Annotated in this window: 11 protein-coding genes; all 11 read left to right on the top strand. The window is 42.4% G+C overall.

Annotated features, from left to right (window positions below):
• Positions 1 to 382 precede the first annotated feature (382 nt).
• The 11 genes from QM738_RS16805 to rpoC all read left to right on the top strand — a co-directional run bounded on the left by QM738_RS16805 (position 383) and on the right by rpoC (position 17,886).
• Positions 383 to 1,939, top strand: coding sequence for a serine hydrolase (locus QM738_RS16805; protein ID WP_462277890.1), 1,557 nt, complete (start codon positions 383 to 385; stop codon positions 1,937 to 1,939).
• Positions 1,940 to 1,962: 23 nt separating this feature from the next.
• The gene (locus tag QM738_RS16800; RefSeq protein WP_462277889.1) at positions 1,963 to 2,607 is read left to right on the top strand and encodes a hypothetical protein; all 645 of its coding nucleotides are present in this window, start codon (positions 1,963 to 1,965) and stop codon (positions 2,605 to 2,607) included.
• 177 nt (positions 2,608 to 2,784) lie between these two features.
• Positions 2,785 to 3,228 carry a 50S ribosomal protein L11 gene (rplK, locus tag QM738_RS16795; RefSeq protein WP_462277888.1) on the top strand — a complete coding sequence of 148 codons (444 nt, stop codon included), beginning with the start codon at positions 2,785 to 2,787 and terminating at the stop codon, positions 3,226 to 3,228.
• 25 nt (positions 3,229 to 3,253) lie between these two features.
• Positions 3,254 to 3,943, top strand: a complete 690-nt coding sequence (gene rplA, locus QM738_RS16790; RefSeq protein ID WP_462277887.1) for a 50S ribosomal protein L1 — start codon at positions 3,254 to 3,256, stop codon at positions 3,941 to 3,943.
• A gap of 52 nt (positions 3,944 to 3,995) precedes the next feature.
• Positions 3,996 to 4,523, top strand: coding sequence for a 50S ribosomal protein L10 (gene rplJ / locus QM738_RS16785; RefSeq protein WP_462277886.1), 528 nt, complete (start codon positions 3,996 to 3,998; stop codon positions 4,521 to 4,523).
• A 151-nt stretch (positions 4,524 to 4,674) separates the two neighbouring features.
• The gene (rplL, locus tag QM738_RS16780; protein ID WP_462277885.1) at positions 4,675 to 5,049 is read left to right on the top strand and encodes a 50S ribosomal protein L7/L12; all 375 of its coding nucleotides are present in this window, start codon (positions 4,675 to 4,677) and stop codon (positions 5,047 to 5,049) included.
• 151 nt (positions 5,050 to 5,200) lie between these two features.
• Positions 5,201 to 7,000, top strand: a complete 1,800-nt coding sequence (locus QM738_RS16775; protein WP_462277884.1) for a carboxypeptidase-like regulatory domain-containing protein — start codon at positions 5,201 to 5,203, stop codon at positions 6,998 to 7,000.
• Positions 7,001 to 7,089: 89 nt separating this feature from the next.
• Complete coding sequence (locus tag QM738_RS16770; protein WP_462277883.1) at positions 7,090 to 7,629, top strand: RNA polymerase sigma factor; 540 nt, start codon at positions 7,090 to 7,092, stop codon at positions 7,627 to 7,629.
• Complete coding sequence (locus tag QM738_RS16765; RefSeq protein ID WP_462277882.1) at positions 7,626 to 9,242, top strand: hypothetical protein; 1,617 nt, start codon at positions 7,626 to 7,628, stop codon at positions 9,240 to 9,242. Before QM738_RS16770 ends, QM738_RS16765 begins: the two co-directional genes overlap by 4 nt.
• Before the next feature lie 439 nt (positions 9,243 to 9,681).
• Positions 9,682 to 13,491: a DNA-directed RNA polymerase subunit beta gene (gene rpoB, locus QM738_RS16760; protein ID WP_462277881.1), complete on the top strand. Its 3,810-nt coding sequence runs from the start codon at positions 9,682 to 9,684 to the stop codon at positions 13,489 to 13,491.
• A 102-nt stretch (positions 13,492 to 13,593) separates the two neighbouring features.
• Entirely contained in the window at positions 13,594 to 17,886 is a 4,293-nt protein-coding gene (gene rpoC, locus QM738_RS16755; RefSeq protein ID WP_462277880.1) for a DNA-directed RNA polymerase subunit beta', read from the top strand.
• Positions 17,887 to 17,942 lie beyond the last annotated feature (56 nt).

Below are 17,942 nucleotides of genomic sequence, written 5' to 3'. Positions count from 1 at the left end.
TTTTTGTTGATTTTAACCTAAACTCAAATTTAATTTTTTTCGCTTGCCCTCATCAAAACGCTCAGCAACTATGCTACTTAAAATTAAAGAAAATCAATTTTTACTCAAAAGAATATTGGCAGCTTAAAAATAGTTGACTGATCATTTTAACAGTTAAAAGCTATTGATTCTTACAAACAATAACATAAGTTAGTAAACACCATCCTTTAATGTTTTAACCCTATACGCACATCAAAAAAACATTCCTATGTATCATCTATGTATCCTATGTGCCTATGTGGTCAACCCCTTGTTGTTAAGCAAAAGGTAAAAGTGGGCACTAAACCTCCCTCATACTTTGCAAACCAAAATCCACTACATTTGAAACACCAAATCATTCAATATGAAAAAGATCGCTGCATGCTGCATAGTTTTCCTGGCAATTATTTCCTTTAAAACAAATGCCCAGGTCATCACTTCCCCACAAATAGATTCCCTTACCGAACTGGTATTAAAAACCTTTGATGTACCCGGCATCGCCGTAGGCGTAATAAAAGATGGCAAGCTGATTCATGCAAAAGGCTACGGTGTAAGATCATTACGCACCATGCAGAAAGTGGACGAGAATACCTTGTTTGGTATTGCCAGCAACAGCAAAGCCTTTACCACGGCGGCATTGGGCATGTTGATAGATGAAGGCAAACTGAAATGGGATGATAAAGTAACCGACTATATTCCGGAGTTTAAAATGTTCGATCCGTATGTTACCAGTGAGTTTACGATACGGGACCTGCTGACACACCGCAGCGGGCTGGGCCTCGGCGCCGGCGATCTGATGATGTTCCCGGACTCGAATAATTTTACCAAGAAAGATATCATTCATAACCTGCGCTATTTAAAACCGGTCTCATCTTTCCGCACTAAATACGATTATGATAACAACCTGTACATTGTTGCCGGCGAAGTGATAGCAAGGGTAAGCGGTAAAAGCTGGGAGGATTTTATAGAGCAACGCATCATGCAACCGCTGGGCATGACGGCCAGTAAGGCTTCCATCAGCCGCCTGGCCAACCGCAATAATATTGTAATGCCGCATGCACCGGTGAATGGCAAAGTAACTGCTATTGATATTGAGTGGGACGAAGACGCCAATGCTGCCGGTGGCATCGTGAGCAATATCACCGACCTGAGCAAATGGCTGATGATGCAGATGGACAATGGCAAGTATGGCGATAATAAAAGACTTTTCAGCGAAGGCGTACACGAAGATTTCTGGGCGCCGCAAACCATCATCAATTTGGCAGGGCCCGGTGCCTACAACAGCCATTTTGCAGCATACGGGCTGGGTTGGGTGCTGACGGATGTAAAAGGATATAAGCAGGCTTCGCACACCGGTGGACTGGCGGGCATTGTTACACAAATAACATTGATACCCGAATTAAAGCTAGGTATTATTGTACTCACCAACCAGCAATCGGGTGCCGCATTTACCGCTATTACCAATACCATTAAAGACAGTTACCTGGGTGTAAAGGGCGCCGACCGAGTAAAGCAAATGCACGACAGGGTAGTGAAGAATGAAGCGGATGCTAAAAAAATAACCGACAGTATCTGGGCCACCATCAATGCACAGCAAAAAAATAATGCGGCCCGGATCGATATCAATAATTTCACCGGCACTTACCGGGACCAATGGTTCGGCGATGTGATCATCTCCGTAAAAAATGGCCAGCCCTGGTTTGAAAGTAAAATGTCGCCCAAACTCAATGGTATATTATTGCCCTACAAAGGCAATACGTTTGTTGCCAAATGGGGCGACAGGAGCATGGATGCCGATGCCTATGTAAAATTCGACCTGGATGAGAATGGTAAAGCATCAGGATTCAAGATGGCTGCTATTTCACCTTTGACCGATTTCAGTTTTGATTTTCAAGACCTGGATCTGAAACGGGTAAAATAAGCCGGCAAATTAAACACTGCCTTATGAAAATCCTTTCTATAAAAAATGTAGGTACGGTACTATTACTCGTAAGTATTAGTTCGTGTAAAATAATAGGCTGGACGCTTTATCAAAAATACACGTACTATAAAGATTGCAGTGATAAGAAGAAATTGAAGTATTATGCTGATAACAAAACTATAATAGATTCGATGCTGCTGCTGAGTTCGACCAAAGCCGTAGTTGATTATGCAGCTGTGGCGAGAGAGCCTAACAAATATGGTTATGAACAAATGTGGCCGAATGAAATCAAATCCGGCTTTTTTGATACTGCAGGTACAACAAAAAATGAACTTTGGGTAAAATATATACAACGTTATCCATTACAGGAAACCGAAACCAGGGCAATGATATCCGGCATGCTTAGGTTATCAGCTCAGCTGAAGCCTGCATTTCCCGGCCAGTTCGAACTTAATAATACTGCATTTCTGAATGACCTTGTAATTATACCACTCAAAAAAATAAAGATAGAAAATGACGATAGCGGGAAGTACTATAGTTATATAATAGTGTTTAATAAAGCAAAGTTGGATATAGATACCATAAAGAAGATGCTTCCCTTAGGATATGATCTAAAGCAGATCGGCGATAACATGCTTACCAATAAACGGGAAAAAAGGCATTGGTAAGGCTTCAGATGGATTGATAATCATCTATTTAGTATCAAAGATTACAAAAATCCGCAATCTGCAATCTAAAATCCAAAATAAAATACTACCTTTGCCGTCCCAAAATAGTTCTTAGGAATATTATAGACTTGGGAGTTTGGGTAAAATGCCTGGACGTTATCACCAAAAATTTAAACAATGGCTAAAGAAATTACTGGCTATGTTAAGCTCCAATGTAAAGGAGGACAAGCCAATCCAGCACCGCCGATCGGACCTGCCTTAGGTTCTAAAGGTATCAACATCATGGAGTTCTGTAAGCAGTTCAATGCAAGAACCCAGGATAAACAAGGAAAAGTACTTCCGGTTTTGATCACCGTTTATGCGGACAAGTCTTTCGACTTCGTTATTAAAACTCCACCTGCTGCAGTACAATTACTGGAAGCTGCCAAATTACAAAGTGGTAGTAAAGAACCTAACCGTTCTAAAGTAGGTAAAGTTACCTGGGCACAGGTACAGGCAATTGCCGAAGATAAAATGCCCGATCTGAATGCATTCACATTAAACAGCGCAATGAGCATGGTGGCCGGTACTGCACGCAGTATGGGTTTAACTGTGGAAGGTAAAGCGCCATGGGACAATTAATTATTAACCGAAAAATTTGTAAGACATGATTACGAAAAAAAGAAAAGCAGCAAATTCCAAGGTTGATATTAATAAAGCTTATTCCCTGAAAGAAGCTTCAGCCCTGGTTAAAGAAGTAAACACTACTAAATTCGATAGCTCTGTTGACCTGCACATTAAATTAGGCGTTGACCCTAAGAAAGCAGACCAGGCTATCCGTGGTACTGTATCATTACCACACGGTACCGGTAAAACAAAACGTGTACTGGTATTATGTACACCCGATAAAACAGCCGAAGCAACCGCTGCAGGCGCTGATTTTGTTGGCCTGGAAGAATTCATCACAAAAATTGAAGGTGGCTGGACAGATATCGATGTTATTGTAGCCACTCCATCTGTAATGCCTAAGATCGGTAAACTGGGTAAAGTATTAGGTCCACGTAACCTGATGCCGAATCCTAAGACCGGTACGGTTACCAACGATGTGGCAGCAGCTATCACAGACCTGAAAGGTGGTAAAATTGCATTTAAAGTTGATAAAGTGGGTATCATCCACGCATCGATCGGCCGTGTAAGTTTTGCTCCTGAAAAAATAGCTGAAAACAGCCAGGAACTCATCAATGCTATCATTAAATTAAAACCATCTTCATCTAAAGGTACTTACCTGAAAGGTGTAAGCATGGCAAGCACTATGAGCCCGGGTATTGCAATTGACACTAAATCTGTTCAAAACTAAAGCCCCCTAGCCCCCTAAAGGGGGAACTATCGGAGCGATTAAAATATTTTTTATGACAAAACAGGAAAAAAACGAAGTGATCGATTTTCTTAAAGAGAAATTTGGTCAATATAATAACTTCTACATTACCGATACAGAAAGCTTGACGGTAGCACAGGTTTCTAAACTGCGCCGTGTTTGCTTTGATAAGAAAGTGGAAATGAGGGTGGCTAAAAATACCCTGATCCGCAAAGCGCTGGAAAGCATTGATGCTGAAAAATATGCCGGTGTATACGATTCACTGCATAAAGTAACTGCATTACTGTTCAGTGAAAACCCTAAAGATCCAGCATTGATCTTAAGTGGTTTCCGTACAGAAAGCAAAGGCGAAAAACCTGAGCTGAAAGCGGCATTCATCAATGGCGATGTATTTGTAGGCGACAATCAACTGAAAGCGCTTACGAAGATCAAGACCAAGAACGAAATGATCGGTGAAGTGATCGGCTTACTGCAGTCTCCAATACAACGCGTTATTGGTGCTTTGCAAAACAGGCCTGAAGCTGCTGCTGAAGTTGCAGCTGCTGCACCGGTAGAAGGTTAATTAGTTGATTTGGAAATGAGACAATTTGGAAATGAATTTCCTGATTGCCAAATCTTCAAATTATCAAATTGACAAATTAAATCAGGAAACAATTTTTTTAATAACACTCCGCTGGAGGTAAAACTGTGAAGGCGGAAAAAATTTAATCATTATGGCAGACGTAAAAGTTTTAGCTGAATCATTAGTAAGCTTAACAGTAAAAGAAGTTCAGGAATTAGCTGAATTCTTAAAATCAGAATACGGCATTGAACCAGCTGCTGCTGCAGTTGTAGTAAGTGGCGACGGTGGTGGCGGTGCTGCTGCTGCTGAAGAAAAAACATCTTTCAACGTTATTTTGAAAAGCGGTGGCGCTAACAAATTAGCGGTTGTTAAGATCGTTAAAGAATTAACCGGTTTGGGTCTGAAAGAAGCTAAAGATTTAGTGGATGGCGCTCCAAAACCAGTTAAAGAAGGTGTTGATAAAGCAACTGCTGAAGAATTAAAAACAAAATTAACTGAAGCTGGTGCTGAAGTTGAGATTGCTTAATTTTCAGTTGTTCTGAAATAGCTTTAAAAGCCGGTCTGCCTTTGGTAGCCGGCTTTTTGCTTTTAGGTTATCCCCCCTGCTATAAAAATAAAACAACCCCAGGCAACGACTACTTGTAAATTTGGTCTCTTGTAAGGAAAACCATTACATTATGACCACAAAAAAAATCTTTATCCTTTTTACTGCTGCACTATTGCTGGCAGTAACCTCCTGCAGAAAAAATTTTTCCGAAGAACAATATGTAGCAACACAGGACAGCATAAAACCTGATATTGCTGTCACTATCAATGCTACCATTACAGGATTTGTTAGTGATGAAAATAACGCAGCGATTGCCGGGGCGCTGGTAACAGCCGGTGATAAATCGGTGACTACTGATGAATATGGGTATTTCAGGATCAGTAATACAGCAGTAGGTAAAACGGCCGGTTTTGTAAAAATGGAAAAGGCAGGATATTTTAAAGCATTTAAAACTTTTATTGCCGCAGAAAATAAGGAAAGTTTTGTGCGTGCTAAAATGCTTGCCAAAATACAGGCCGGCACCATTAATGGGGCAACAGGCGGCACCGTAACCACCACAGAAGCAGCAAAAATAACATTACCTGCTAATGGAGTGATAGTAGAATCCAGTGGCGCAGCTTACACCGGTACTGTAACCGTGTATGCCAGGGCGTTAGACATGACCACCACCAGCGATTTTCAATCAGCAACACCCGGTGATGGACGTGGCATTGACGCATCCGGCTATCTTAAATTATTAAATTCCTATAGTACCGTGGCAGTAGAGTTAAGTGGCAGTAACGGAGAAAAGTTACAGCTGGCAGCCAATAGTAAAGCTGCTTTAAGCCTGCCTATTCCCGCTGCATTGCTTTCAAAAGCGCCTGCATCTATTGCACTATGGTCGTTTGATGAAACAAACGGACTGTGGAAGGAGGAAAGTAAAGCCACCAAAACAGGCAACAATTACGAAGGAACAGTACCACACTTTTCATTTTGGGATGGCGCTGCCGGCATAGCATTGGTTAACCTTAAAGTACAGGTACTGAACACCGCATTGCAACCTTTAGCCAATGTAGCAGTGATGGTAACTTATGCCAATATGCCCTGGAATGCAGGATATGGAAAATTTGCATATACAGATGCCAATGGTAATGTAAGTGGTGCTGTTCCTGCCAATGCAAACCTCACGCTGGATGTGGTAACACCCTGCGCAATAGCTGCCTATTCACAAAATTTTACTACCACTAATAGTAATATCGACCTGGGTACTGTAACCGGTAACCTTGGCCAGGGCATGGTAACCATTACGGGTACCGCTACCAATTGCAGCGGGCAACCTGTTACAGATGGGTACGTTCAAACCTACGACAATGGTTTTTACAACAGGATCTACATTAACAACGGCAACTTTAATTTTACCGGCTTGGCCTGCATTAATACAGCGGTTAGTTATGTGGCAATAGATAATAGTACACATCAGCAAAATAACCCGCAGAGCATTACATTGGTTACAGGAGTAAACAACCTGGGTAATATCAGCGCCTGCGGTACCAGTACTATCGGCACCATCAGCTATACTATTACAACAGTCGCAACCGGTAGCAGCATCACTAAAACATTTATAGAACCTGTGGATACTTTAGGTGCCTTTTCATTTGCTCCTTACACTACTTTGGTAAAATTATCCGGTGTGCAAAATGGAAGTCCCTCACTTACATTACAATTTGATGGAGGATTAACGTTGGGGGCAAATCATAAAGTAACAGATGTCTGGTCCGAAGGATTTGCTAGCGGCAGGGGCTATGCACCGGTACCCCTTACCGTTACAATAACGGAATATGGAAATGCGGGAGGCTTTATAAGTGGCAGCTTTAGCGGGATGATGCTGGATTTTGTAAGCAATGCGATATACAACGTTAATTATAGTTTCAGGATAAAAAGATATAATTGATAGCAAAAAAAGATCGTAAAAGAGCAGTAACAGAACTGCTCTTTTACTGTTTTAAAAATAACCAGGGTTGATACGTTAAAATAAGTGATTTGTCAGAAACGGAATTGATAAAAGGCTGTATAAAAAAGGTGAGTGATTGCCAGCGTATGCTTTTTGAAAAGTACGCAGGCAGCATGATGTCGGTATGCTTGCGCTATACCAACGATCAGCATTTAGCCCAGGATATTTTACAGGAGGGCTTTGTAAAAGTGTTTGACTATATCCACCAGTTTAAAAATGAAGGCAGCCTGGAAGGATGGATGAGAAGGGTATTTGTAAGCGTTGCTATCAGGAAATTAAGAAAGAAAAAATTGAGGTTTGATGAAATTGTTGAACATAATATGACGATCCCGGCAGATGATCCGGAAGTGATCTCAAAAATATCAGAAGCGGAAATACATAAGCTGATACGTGAACTGCCTGATGGTTACAGAACAGTGTTTAACCTGCATGTGATAGAAGGATACAGCCACGAAGAAATAGCTGTGCTGTTAAAAATACAATCAGCTACATCCCGTTCTCAATTATTAAAAGCACGCAAAATGTTGCAAGGCCTCATCTCCAAATGTTTTAATTTAATAGTGATATGAAAAATGATTTCTTTGATAAAGCCATAAAGGAAAAAGCACTGCAACACCAGGCTGCAGTGCCTGCTGATGCATGGAGTAATATTGAAAACAACAAAAGGAAGAGGAGGGCTGGCGCATGGTGGTGGCTGGCAGGCATATTGGTTGCTATTGGTCTCGGGTTGTTCGGTGTGTATGAATACAGCAGGCATACAGTTAACGCAGGTGCAGGTGCAATTGCAGCAGCAGGGCAGACCAGGGCTGAAATGAATAAAAAAGAAACAACTACAGCTGGCACCACTACCACTAACAATGCTTTAAATAATCAACTACAGGAGCCGGATACTGTGCAAATGCCGGCAGGAAGAAATGTAACGAACAGAGAGCAGCTGCAGGATGCAGGTTCAATAAAGAAGGAAGACAATGTAAAACCGGCGGATAATAATGCAGCACCTGTACTACCAGTCAATAAAAAAGATATTGTAAAAACAAACAGCAATTTAAGTACACAAAAACGGGATAGCAATAAAAAAGGAATCAGGAATATACCAGCTGATGATGAAAGAACGGCGGCTTTCAATAAAGAACGAAATGATTATTATACTTCACCGGGTGATATGGATAAACAGGCAATACCCAAACGGCGTGAAAGAAATGGTAAGAGTAAAACAAACATTGCTATTAAAGGAGCGGCTGCAACCGAAACGATGGAAGCGACAGCAATAAACGAAACGACGACCCAGTGGGTTGATAAAATAGAGTCAATACCTGGTGATATCACTGCTATAAAAACAGATAGCAGCATCAATGTGCACCCTGCCATCAAACTGGAAAACGGTAAGGCAGGTTTGAAGGAAACTGCTGCAGGAGTTACAGAAAATGCGGATAAAAAAGCAGTCAAAAAGAAAAGCTTATGGATAGATATCAGTGCCATGCCGTTTGCCGCAGTTCAAAAAATGGACAATGCATCAACTATAAGCAGAACTACAATCACACCCACCGGCAAAGCGGAATTTACTGCCGATCAAATAAAAAATAATGTGGACCCGGCAGTCAGCTATACTATTACATTGCGTAAGAACATAGGAAAAAACTGGTTGATAGGAACCGGTATTCAGTATGCAAAAATTAAAGAAGCGATCAGGTTATCGGGCAAGGAAGTGAATACCAATTATACGGTATTGAAAAGACTGGCTCCTGGAGGTAATGCTTTAATAGACGACACCATAGCAACGGTAACCACCGGCAACAGAACGATCAAGGCACGTAACAGCTATGATTTTATCAGCCTGCCTTTAATGGTTCAATACAAGTTGACTGAAAAGCCAACATGGTCGTTGTTATTGAATGGAGGAATATGTTTTAATATCAATACAGTGTATAAGAACAGCATTGAAGGAAACCTGGTAGCAAACAATACTGCTTCAAATAATACCGCAACTAAGAATAGTAAAACAACCATAGATTTTTTTGCTGGTATGCGATTGACAAAGAAGCTGGATAAAAACTGGCAGTTTTTTGCAGAGCCAACATTGCAGCTGAACCTGGTAAAATATAATATGCCTGGTATGATCGAGTACAAAAATATTCACCGTGCCGGTGTAAGCCTTGGGTTTACTTATACATTACATTATTAGGATGAGCTGTATTTAAACGATAAAAACAGCCCACAATAAGGTTCATCTGGCTGACATTGAATACATTATGCATCAGTAAAACAACCGCTTGGTGTGGGCTACGGCTACCTGGTTGGAGTAGTATTGCTGTAATTTACTTATAAGTTGTTGTAAATGAGTAGTATATAAGGTGGTTAAGCGTTACTCAACCCTTTACAGGGTATTCTCTCAGTGGCTTAAATTCTTTCAAAATTGACAGTTACTGTTATCGAAAAGTCAAAAAAACGGCCTTATCCACAAAAACCCTTCCAAAATTGTAAAAAATCCAAAATCGCAAATTAAAATTATAAAATAATTCCGTAACTTTGCCCTCCTTTAATTTAGGCTTAGTGGCACTAATAGGTTGCTAAGACTTACTGAAAAAGGATCTTCTGCACACTTAAAAGTCTTAATTACAAATATGTCTGCAACAAAAACTCCCGCTGCCAAGCGTATCAATTTTGGAAAAGTTGAACTCCTGGCGGAACAACCCGATTTGCTCGGAATCCAGATCCAATCTTTCAGAGACTTTTTCCAGTTGGAAACAACACCTGACAAGAGGAACGTAGAAGGATTATTCCGTGTGTTCAAGGAAAATTTTCCTATCACGGATACCCGTAACATCTTCGTATTGGAATTCCTGGATTACTTCGTAGATCCTCCACGTTACACCATTGAAGAGTGTATCGAAAGGGGATTGACTTACGCTGTGCCTTTAAAAGCAAAACTGCGTTTAAGTTGTAACGATGAAGAGCACGTCGATTTCCAGACCATTGTTCAGGATGTGTTCCTGGGCAATATTCCTTACATGACCCCTCGTGGTACCTTTGTTATCAATGGTGCTGAAAGGGTGGTGGTAAGCCAGCTGCACCGTTCACCCGGTGTATTCTTTGGTCAGTCTATCCATCCCAACGGAACCAAGATCTACTCTGCAAGGGTAATTCCTTTTAAAGGAGCCTGGATGGAATTTGCAACAGATATCAATAACGTGATGTATGCTTACATCGACCGTAAGAAAAAATTCCCGGTAACAACCCTGTTACGTTCTATCGGTTACGAAACTGATAAGGACATCCTGGAATTGTTCGGTATGGCCGATGAAGTGAAAGCGGATAAAAAAACTTTGGCTAATTATATCGGCAAACGTCTTGCTGCACGTGTATTACGTACATGGGTGGAAGATTTTGTGGATGAAGATACCGGTGAGGTGGTTTCTATCGAAAGGAACGAGATCGTACTGGAAAGGGATACTTTGTTAGATGAATCTAACATCGCGATGATCCTGGAAATGGAAGTGAAGAGCGTGTTCATCCAGAAAGAAGAAGTGAGCGGTGATTATGCCATTATCTACAACACATTGAATAAAGATACTTCTAACAGTGAACTGGAAGCGGTACAGCACATCTACAAGCAATTGCGTGGTGCTGATGCTCCGGATGATGAAACTGCACGTGGTATCATTGATAAATTATTCTTCTCTGATAAACGTTACGATTTAGGCGAAGTAGGCCGTTATAAAATTAACCGCCGCCTTGGTCTCAACTTCCCTATCGAGAAAAAAGTATTGACCAAAGACGATATCATCGCCATCATTAAAACACTGGTATTACTGACCAACGGTAAATCAGAAATTGATGATATCGATCACTTGAGCAACCGTCGTGTACGTACAGTGGGTGAGCAGTTATATGCTCAGTTCGGTGTAGGTCTGGCACGTATGGCACGTACCATCCGCGAAAGGATGAACGTACGTGACAACGAGGTGTTCACACCAGTTGACCTGATCAATGCAAAAACATTGTCATCAGTGATCAACTCTTTCTTCGGTACTTCTCAATTGTCACAGTTCTTAGATCAAACCAATCCTTTGAGTGAGATCACGCACAAGCGTCGTATCTCCGCACTCGGACCCGGTGGTTTAAGTCGTGAAAGAGCAGGTTTCGAGGTACGTGACGTTCACTATTCTCACTACGGCCGTTTATGTACCATTGAAACGCCGGAAGGGCCAAACATCGGTTTGATCTCTACCTTATGCGTACACGCTAAGATCAACGATATGGGCTTCATTGAAACACCTTACCGTAAAGTAACGGAAGGTAAAGTGGATATGAAGAAGATCACTTTCCTGAGTGCAGAAGAAGAAGATACAGCAAAAATTGCACAGGCAAATATTGACCTGGATGATAAAGGAAACTTCGTTGAAGACATGATCAAGAGCCGCCAGACCGGTGACTTCCCGATTCTGCCTAAAACAGAAGTGGAATACATGGACGTAGCGCCCAACCAGATCGTTGGTTTGTCTGCATCACTCATTCCGTTCCTGGAGCATGATGATGCCAACCGTGCACTGATGGGATCGAACATGCAACGCCAGGCAGTTCCATTGATCAAACCTGAAGTGCCGATCGTAGGTACCGGTTTGGAAGCAAAAGCTGCCCGTGATGCAAGGATCCAGATCCATGCAGATGGTGAAGGTGTGATAGAATTTGTGGATGCAAATGAAATTCATGTAAGATATAAGAGGAACGAAACACAGCAACTGGTTTCTTTTGAAGAAGACCTGGTGGTGTATAAATTAACCAAGTTCGTTCGTACCAACCAGGAAACCTGTATCAACCTGCGTCCTGCAGTTTCTAAAGGACAGAAAGTGAGCGAAGGCGACTTCCTTACCGAAGGTTATGCAACCAAGGGTGGTGAGCTGGCCCTGGGCCGTAACATGAAAGTGGCCTTCATGCCATGGAAAGGTTACAACTTCGAGGATGCGATCGTGATCTCTGAAAAAGTGGTGAAAGAAGATCTGTTTACGTCTATCCATATCAGTGAGTTTGAAATTGAAGTGCGTGATACCAAGCTGGGTGAAGAAGAACTGACACCGGATATCCCGAATGTATCTGAAGAAGCTACTAAGGACCTGGATCAGAACGGTATCATCCGTATCGGTGCACATATTAAAGAAGGCGATATCATTATTGGTAAGATCACTCCAAAAGGTGAAAGCGATCCAACTCCGGAAGAGAAGTTGTTACGTGCCATCTTTGGTGATAAAGCCGGTGATGCAAAAGATGCTTCTTTAAAAGCACCATCTGGTACAGAAGGTGTGGTAATTGATAAGAAATTATTCCAGAGGGCTAAGAAAGATAAGAATGCGAAAGTGCGTGAAAAAGCACAGCTGGATAAGATCGAAAAAACACACGAAAAGAACGAAGCTGACCTGTTGGAATTGCTGATCAACAAACTGCAGACCTTATTGAAAGATAAGAGCAGTGCGGGTGTAAGCAACAACTTCGGCGAAGTGCTGATCGGTAAAGGTGCCAAGTTCAATGCGAAGAATTTAGCAAACATCGATTACCAGAACGTTAATCCGTTGGGCTGGACCGGTGATGCTAAAACAGATGAACTGATCAACATCCTGTTGCACAACTACAACATTAAATACAACGAAGAATTAGGAAGGTACAAGAGGGAAAAATTCAATATCTCTATTGGTGATGAATTACCAGCAGGTGTATTGAAATTAGCGAAAGTGTATTTAGCGGTGAAACGTAAACTGAAAGTGGGCGATAAAATGGCGGGTCGTCACGGTAACAAAGGTATTGTTGCCAAGATCGTTCGCCAGGAAGATATGCCTTTCCTGGAAGACGGAACACCGGTTGATATTGTACTGAATCCATTGGGTGTACCTAGTCGTATGAACCTGGGACAGATCTACGAAACAGCATTGGGCTGGGCAGGTGAAAAACTGGGCGTTCGTTTTGCAACACCGATCTTCGATGGTGCAAGCGTATCAGAAATTGATGAAAAGATCACTGCTGCAGGTTTACCTAAGTTCGGTCACACTTATTTATATGATGGTGAAACCGGTGAACGTTTTGACCAGAAAGCAACCGTGGGTATCATCTACATCATCAAATTACACCACATGGTGGATGATAAGATGCACGCACGTTCTATCGGGCCATACTCTCTCATTACACAACAGCCGCTGGGTGGTAAAGCTCAGTTTGGTGGTCAAAGGTTTGGTGAGATGGAGGTTTGGGCACTGGAAGCTTATGGCGCCTCTAACATATTGCAGGAATTGTTGACGCTTAAATCGGATGATATCATCGGACGTGCTAAAACATACGAAGCAATTGTAAAAGGTGACAACGTTCCAAGAGCAGGTATCCCTGAATCATTCAATGTATTGGTACATGAATTGAGAGGTTTGGGCCTTGATCTGAAATTCGAATAAGTGAATAGTGAGTAGTGAATGCGCTTACAGTAAGCTGCAACTCACCACTCACCACTGACAACTCACGGTATTCATTATTAATTACTAATTATTAATTATCATATGGCATTCAAAAAAGAAAACCGTCCGAGGGCAACATTTTCACAGATCACTATTGGTCTGGCTTCCCCGGATAGTATTTTAGAAAAAAGCTATGGCGAAATATTAAAGCCTGAAACGATCAACTACCGTACGTACAAGCCTGAAAGGGATGGTTTGTTCTGCGAAAGGATCTTTGGGCCGGTAAAAGATTACGAATGTGCCTGCGGTAAGTATAAGCGTATCCGTTATAAAGGCATTGTGTGCGACCGTTGCGGTGTGGAAGTAACAGAAAAGAAAGTACGTAGGGAAAGAATGGGCCACATTAAACTGGTGGTGCCTGTAGTGCATATCTGGTACTTTAAATCTTTACCTAACAAAATCGGTTATTTATTGGGCATGAGCTCTAAGAAATTAGAGAGCATTGTTTACTACGAAAGGTTTGTGGTGATCCAGCCCGGTATCCGTACCGATAAAGGCCAGAACTACGGCGACCTGTTGACGGAAGAAGAATACCTGGATATACTGGATACTTTACCAAAAGATAACCAGCATTTACCGGATGAGGATCCGAATAAATTCATCGCCAGGATGGGTGCACAGGCAGTGCATGATATGCTGCAGCGCATCGACCTGGATCAATTATCATTCGATCTGCGTCACTCGGCAGCCAACGAAACTTCTCAGCAACGTAAAGCAGACGCTTTAAAACGTTTGAGCGTGGTGGAAGGCTTCCGTGATGCCAATACAAGGATCAACAACCGTCCTGAATGGATGGTAATGCAATACATTCCTGTAATTCCACCGGAATTACGTCCATTGGTGCCACTGGATGGCGGCCGTTTTGCATCATCTGATCTGAATGACCTGTATCGTCGTGTTATTATCCGTAACAACCGTTTAAAAAGGTTGTTGGAAATTAAAGCGCCTGAAGTGATCCTGCGTAACGAAAAACGTATGTTGCAGGAAGCGATCGACTCATTGTTTGATAACAGCCGTAAATCAAATGCTGTAAAAGCAGAAGGTGGCCGTGCATTGAAATCACTGAGCGATGTACTGAAAGGTAAACAAGGACGTTTCCGTCAGAACTTATTGGGTAAACGTGTTGACTACTCTGGTCGTTCGGTTATCGTGGTAGGTCCTGAATTGAAAATGCACGAATGCGGTCTGCCAAAAGATATGGCGGCAGAACTGTTTAAACCATTTATCATCCGCAAGCTGATCGAAAGGGGTATCGTTAAAACGGTGAAGAGTGCACGAAAACTGGTGGATAAAAAAGAAGCGATCATCTGGGATATCCTGGAAAATATATTAAAAGGTCACCCTGTAATGTTGAACAGGGCCCCAACATTGCACAGGCTTTCAATCCAGGCCTTCCAGCCAAAACTGATCGAAGGTAAAGCGATACAATTGCACCCATTGGTAACCACCTCTTTCAACGCCGATTTTGACGGTGACCAGATGGCGGTACACGTACCTTTGAGCAACGCTGCAATACTGGAAGCGCAATTACTGATGTTATCTTCTCACAACATCCTGAACCCGCAGAACGGTACGCCGATCACGCTTCCTTCGCAGGACATGGTGCTTGGTTTGTACTACATTACCAAGGGTAAAAAATCTGCAGGCGAAGAAAAAGTAAAAGGCGAAGGCAAAGCATTTTATTCTGCGGAAGAAGTGATCATTGCTTACAACGAAAAGCAGATCGATCTTCATGCCAATATAAAAGTAAAGGCCAATGTGCGTAAAGCAGATGGTTCTTTGCAAAACAAACTGATCGATACTACTGTGGGCCGTGTGATATTCAACCAGCACGTACCAAAAGAAGTAGGCTTCATCAATGCATTATTGACCAAAAAATCTTTGCGTGAAATTGTAGGTGATATCCTTAAATGGACCAATGTACCTACCACTGCAAAATTCCTGGATGATATCAAGACCTTGGGATACCGTATGGCATTCCGTGGTGGATTATCGTTCAACATCAACGATCTGATCATCCCGGATATCAAGGAAGAAATGATCGACAATGCACAGACCGAAGTAGGTGAAGTATGGGATAACTACAACATGGGTTTGATCACCAATAACGAGCGTTACAACCAGATCATCGATATCTGGAGCCGTGTGGATACCAAGGTTACAGAAACTTTGATCCGTGAACTGGCTGCAGACAAACAGGGCTTCAACTCTGTGTACATGATGCTGGATTCGGGTGCCCGTGGTAGTAAACAACAGATCAAGCAGCTGGCTGGTTTAAGGGGTCTGATGGCTAAACCTCGTAAGAGTGGTTCATCAGGTTCTGAGATCATTGAGAACCCGATCCTGGCAAACTTTAAAGACGGCTTAAGTGTATTGGAGTACTTTATCTCTACGCACGGTGCCCGTAAAGGTTTGGCGGATACGGCTTTGAAAACAGCGGATGCCGGTTACTTAACCCGTCGTTTGGTAGACGTTTCTCAGGATGTTGTTATCAATGAAGAAGATTGCGGCACATTGCGTGGTATTGCAACTTCTGCATTAAAAGATAACGAAGATGTGATTGAACCATTGAGCGACAGGATAGAAGGCCGTACTTCTTTACATGATATCTTCCACCCGGTTAGCGAAGAATTGCTGATCAATGCAGGTGAAGAGATCAGTGCAGATATGGCGAAAAGAATTGAAGAAAGCGGTATCGAAACCGTTGAGATACGTTCCGTATTGACTTGCGAAAGCAAGCGTGGTGTATGTGTAAAATGTTATGGTAAGAACCTGGCAAGCGGTATGCTGGCACAGCGTGGTGATGCAGTAGGTATCATCGCTGCACAGTCTATCGGTGAACCGGGTACACAGTTAACATTACGTACCTTCCACGTGGGTGGTGTGGCAGGTTCTGCATCAGTAGAATCTACATTGCCTGCTAAATTCGATGGTACTATCCAGTTCGACGGTTTACGTACAGTAACCACCGAAGATCATGAAGGTAAAAAAGTACAGGTGGTTATCGGCCGTACCGGTGAGGTAAGGATCATGGATGTGAAAAACGACCGTTTGCTGATCACCAACAACGTTCCTTACGGTGCTACACTGAACGTGAAAGACGGACAGAAAGTAAGCAAGGGCGAAGTGATCTGTACATGGGATCCGTTCAACAACGTAATTGTTGCTGAAGTAAGCGGCCAGATCAAATTTGAATCATTACTGGACGGTATCACCTACCGTGATGAATCGGATGAACAGACCGGTCACCGTGAAAAAGTGGTTATCGAAACAAAAGATAAAACCAAGTTACCTACTATCATTGTAGAAGGTAAAGAAAGGAAATCATACAACTTACCGGTAGGCTCACACGTAGTGGTGGAAGAAGGGGATGATGTGAAGAGCGGCCAGGTACTGGTGAAAATTCCAAGGGTATTAAGCAAACTGAAAGATATCACGGGTGGTCTGCCTCGTGTAACAGAATTGTTCGAGGCAAGGAACCCAAGCAACCCTGCGGTTGTTTGCGAAATTGATGGTGTGGTTACTTTCGGTGCTATCAAGCGTGGTAACAGGGAGATCATTGTAGAAGCGAAAGACAGCGTAGTGAAGAAATATCTGGTTCCATTGAGCCGCCAGATCCTGGTACAGGATGGTGACTTTGTAAAAGCAGGCGCTGCATTAAGTGATGGTCAGACATCACCGGCAGATATCCTGGCCATTAAAGGACCATTTGCAGTACAGGAATACGTGGTAAATGAGATACAGGAAGTATACCGTTTACAGGGTGTGAAGATCAATGATAAACACGTGGAAGTGATCGTAAGGCAGATGATGCGTAAAGTAACAGTTGAAGATGCCGGCGATACTAAATTCCTGGAAGGAGATACAGAAGACAGGTACGACTTTAACCTGGAAAATGATTACATCTTTGATAAGAAAGTAATTACAGAAGCAGGTGACAGCACTAAACTGAAAACAGGCCAGATCGTTACATTGCGTGATGTGCGTGAAGAGAATTCTGTTTTAAGAAGGGCTGATAAGAAACTGGTGGAATTCCGTGACGCAAAACCTGCAACTTCTTCACCGTTGTTGCTGGGTATCACCAAAGCATCACTGGGTACACACAGCTGGATATCTGCTGCATCGTTCCAGGAAACCACCAAAGTATTGTCATCTGCGGCCATACAGGGTAAAACAGATGAAATGCTGGGTCTGAAAGAGAACGTTATCACAGGTCACCACATACCAGCGGGTACCGGCTTGCGTGAGTTTGAAAACATGATTGTAGGAAGCAAAGAAGAATACGAACTGTTGATGACCACCAAAGAAGCGATGAGCTTTGATGACGAAGAGTAATTACGATTCAGAAGCGTTATACAAAGGGGCAGTATTAACTGCCCCTTTTTTATTGT

It is taken from the genome of Ferruginibacter sp. (assembly GCF_049840995.1).
Lineage (GTDB): Bacteria > Bacteroidota > Bacteroidia > Chitinophagales > Chitinophagaceae > Ferruginibacter.
Note: the sequence above shows the minus strand (reverse complement) of the source record. Positions and strands in the feature narration are given on the sequence as shown.

What these genes read in the sequence shown, in the direction of transcription:
- QM738_RS16805 (WP_462277890.1), top strand. Translation starts at nt 383, where the DNA reads ATGAAAAAGATCGCTGCATGCTGCATAGTTTTCCTGGCAATTATTTCC.
- QM738_RS16800 (WP_462277889.1), top strand. Translation starts at nt 1,963, where the DNA reads ATGAAAATCCTTTCTATAAAAAATGTAGGTACGGTACTATTACTCGTA.
- rplK (WP_462277888.1), top strand. Translation starts at nt 2,785, where the DNA reads ATGGCTAAAGAAATTACTGGCTATGTTAAGCTCCAATGTAAAGGAGGA.
- rplA (WP_462277887.1), top strand. Translation starts at nt 3,254, where the DNA reads ATGATTACGAAAAAAAGAAAAGCAGCAAATTCCAAGGTTGATATTAAT.
- rplJ (WP_462277886.1), top strand. Translation starts at nt 3,996, where the DNA reads ATGACAAAACAGGAAAAAAACGAAGTGATCGATTTTCTTAAAGAGAAA.
- rplL (WP_462277885.1), top strand. Translation starts at nt 4,675, where the DNA reads ATGGCAGACGTAAAAGTTTTAGCTGAATCATTAGTAAGCTTAACAGTA.
- QM738_RS16775 (WP_462277884.1), top strand. Translation starts at nt 5,201, where the DNA reads ATGACCACAAAAAAAATCTTTATCCTTTTTACTGCTGCACTATTGCTG.
- QM738_RS16765 (WP_462277882.1), top strand. Translation starts at nt 7,626, where the DNA reads ATGAAAAATGATTTCTTTGATAAAGCCATAAAGGAAAAAGCACTGCAA.
- rpoB (WP_462277881.1), top strand. Translation starts at nt 9,682, where the DNA reads ATGTCTGCAACAAAAACTCCCGCTGCCAAGCGTATCAATTTTGGAAAA.
- rpoC (WP_462277880.1), top strand. Translation starts at nt 13,594, where the DNA reads ATGGCATTCAAAAAAGAAAACCGTCCGAGGGCAACATTTTCACAGATC.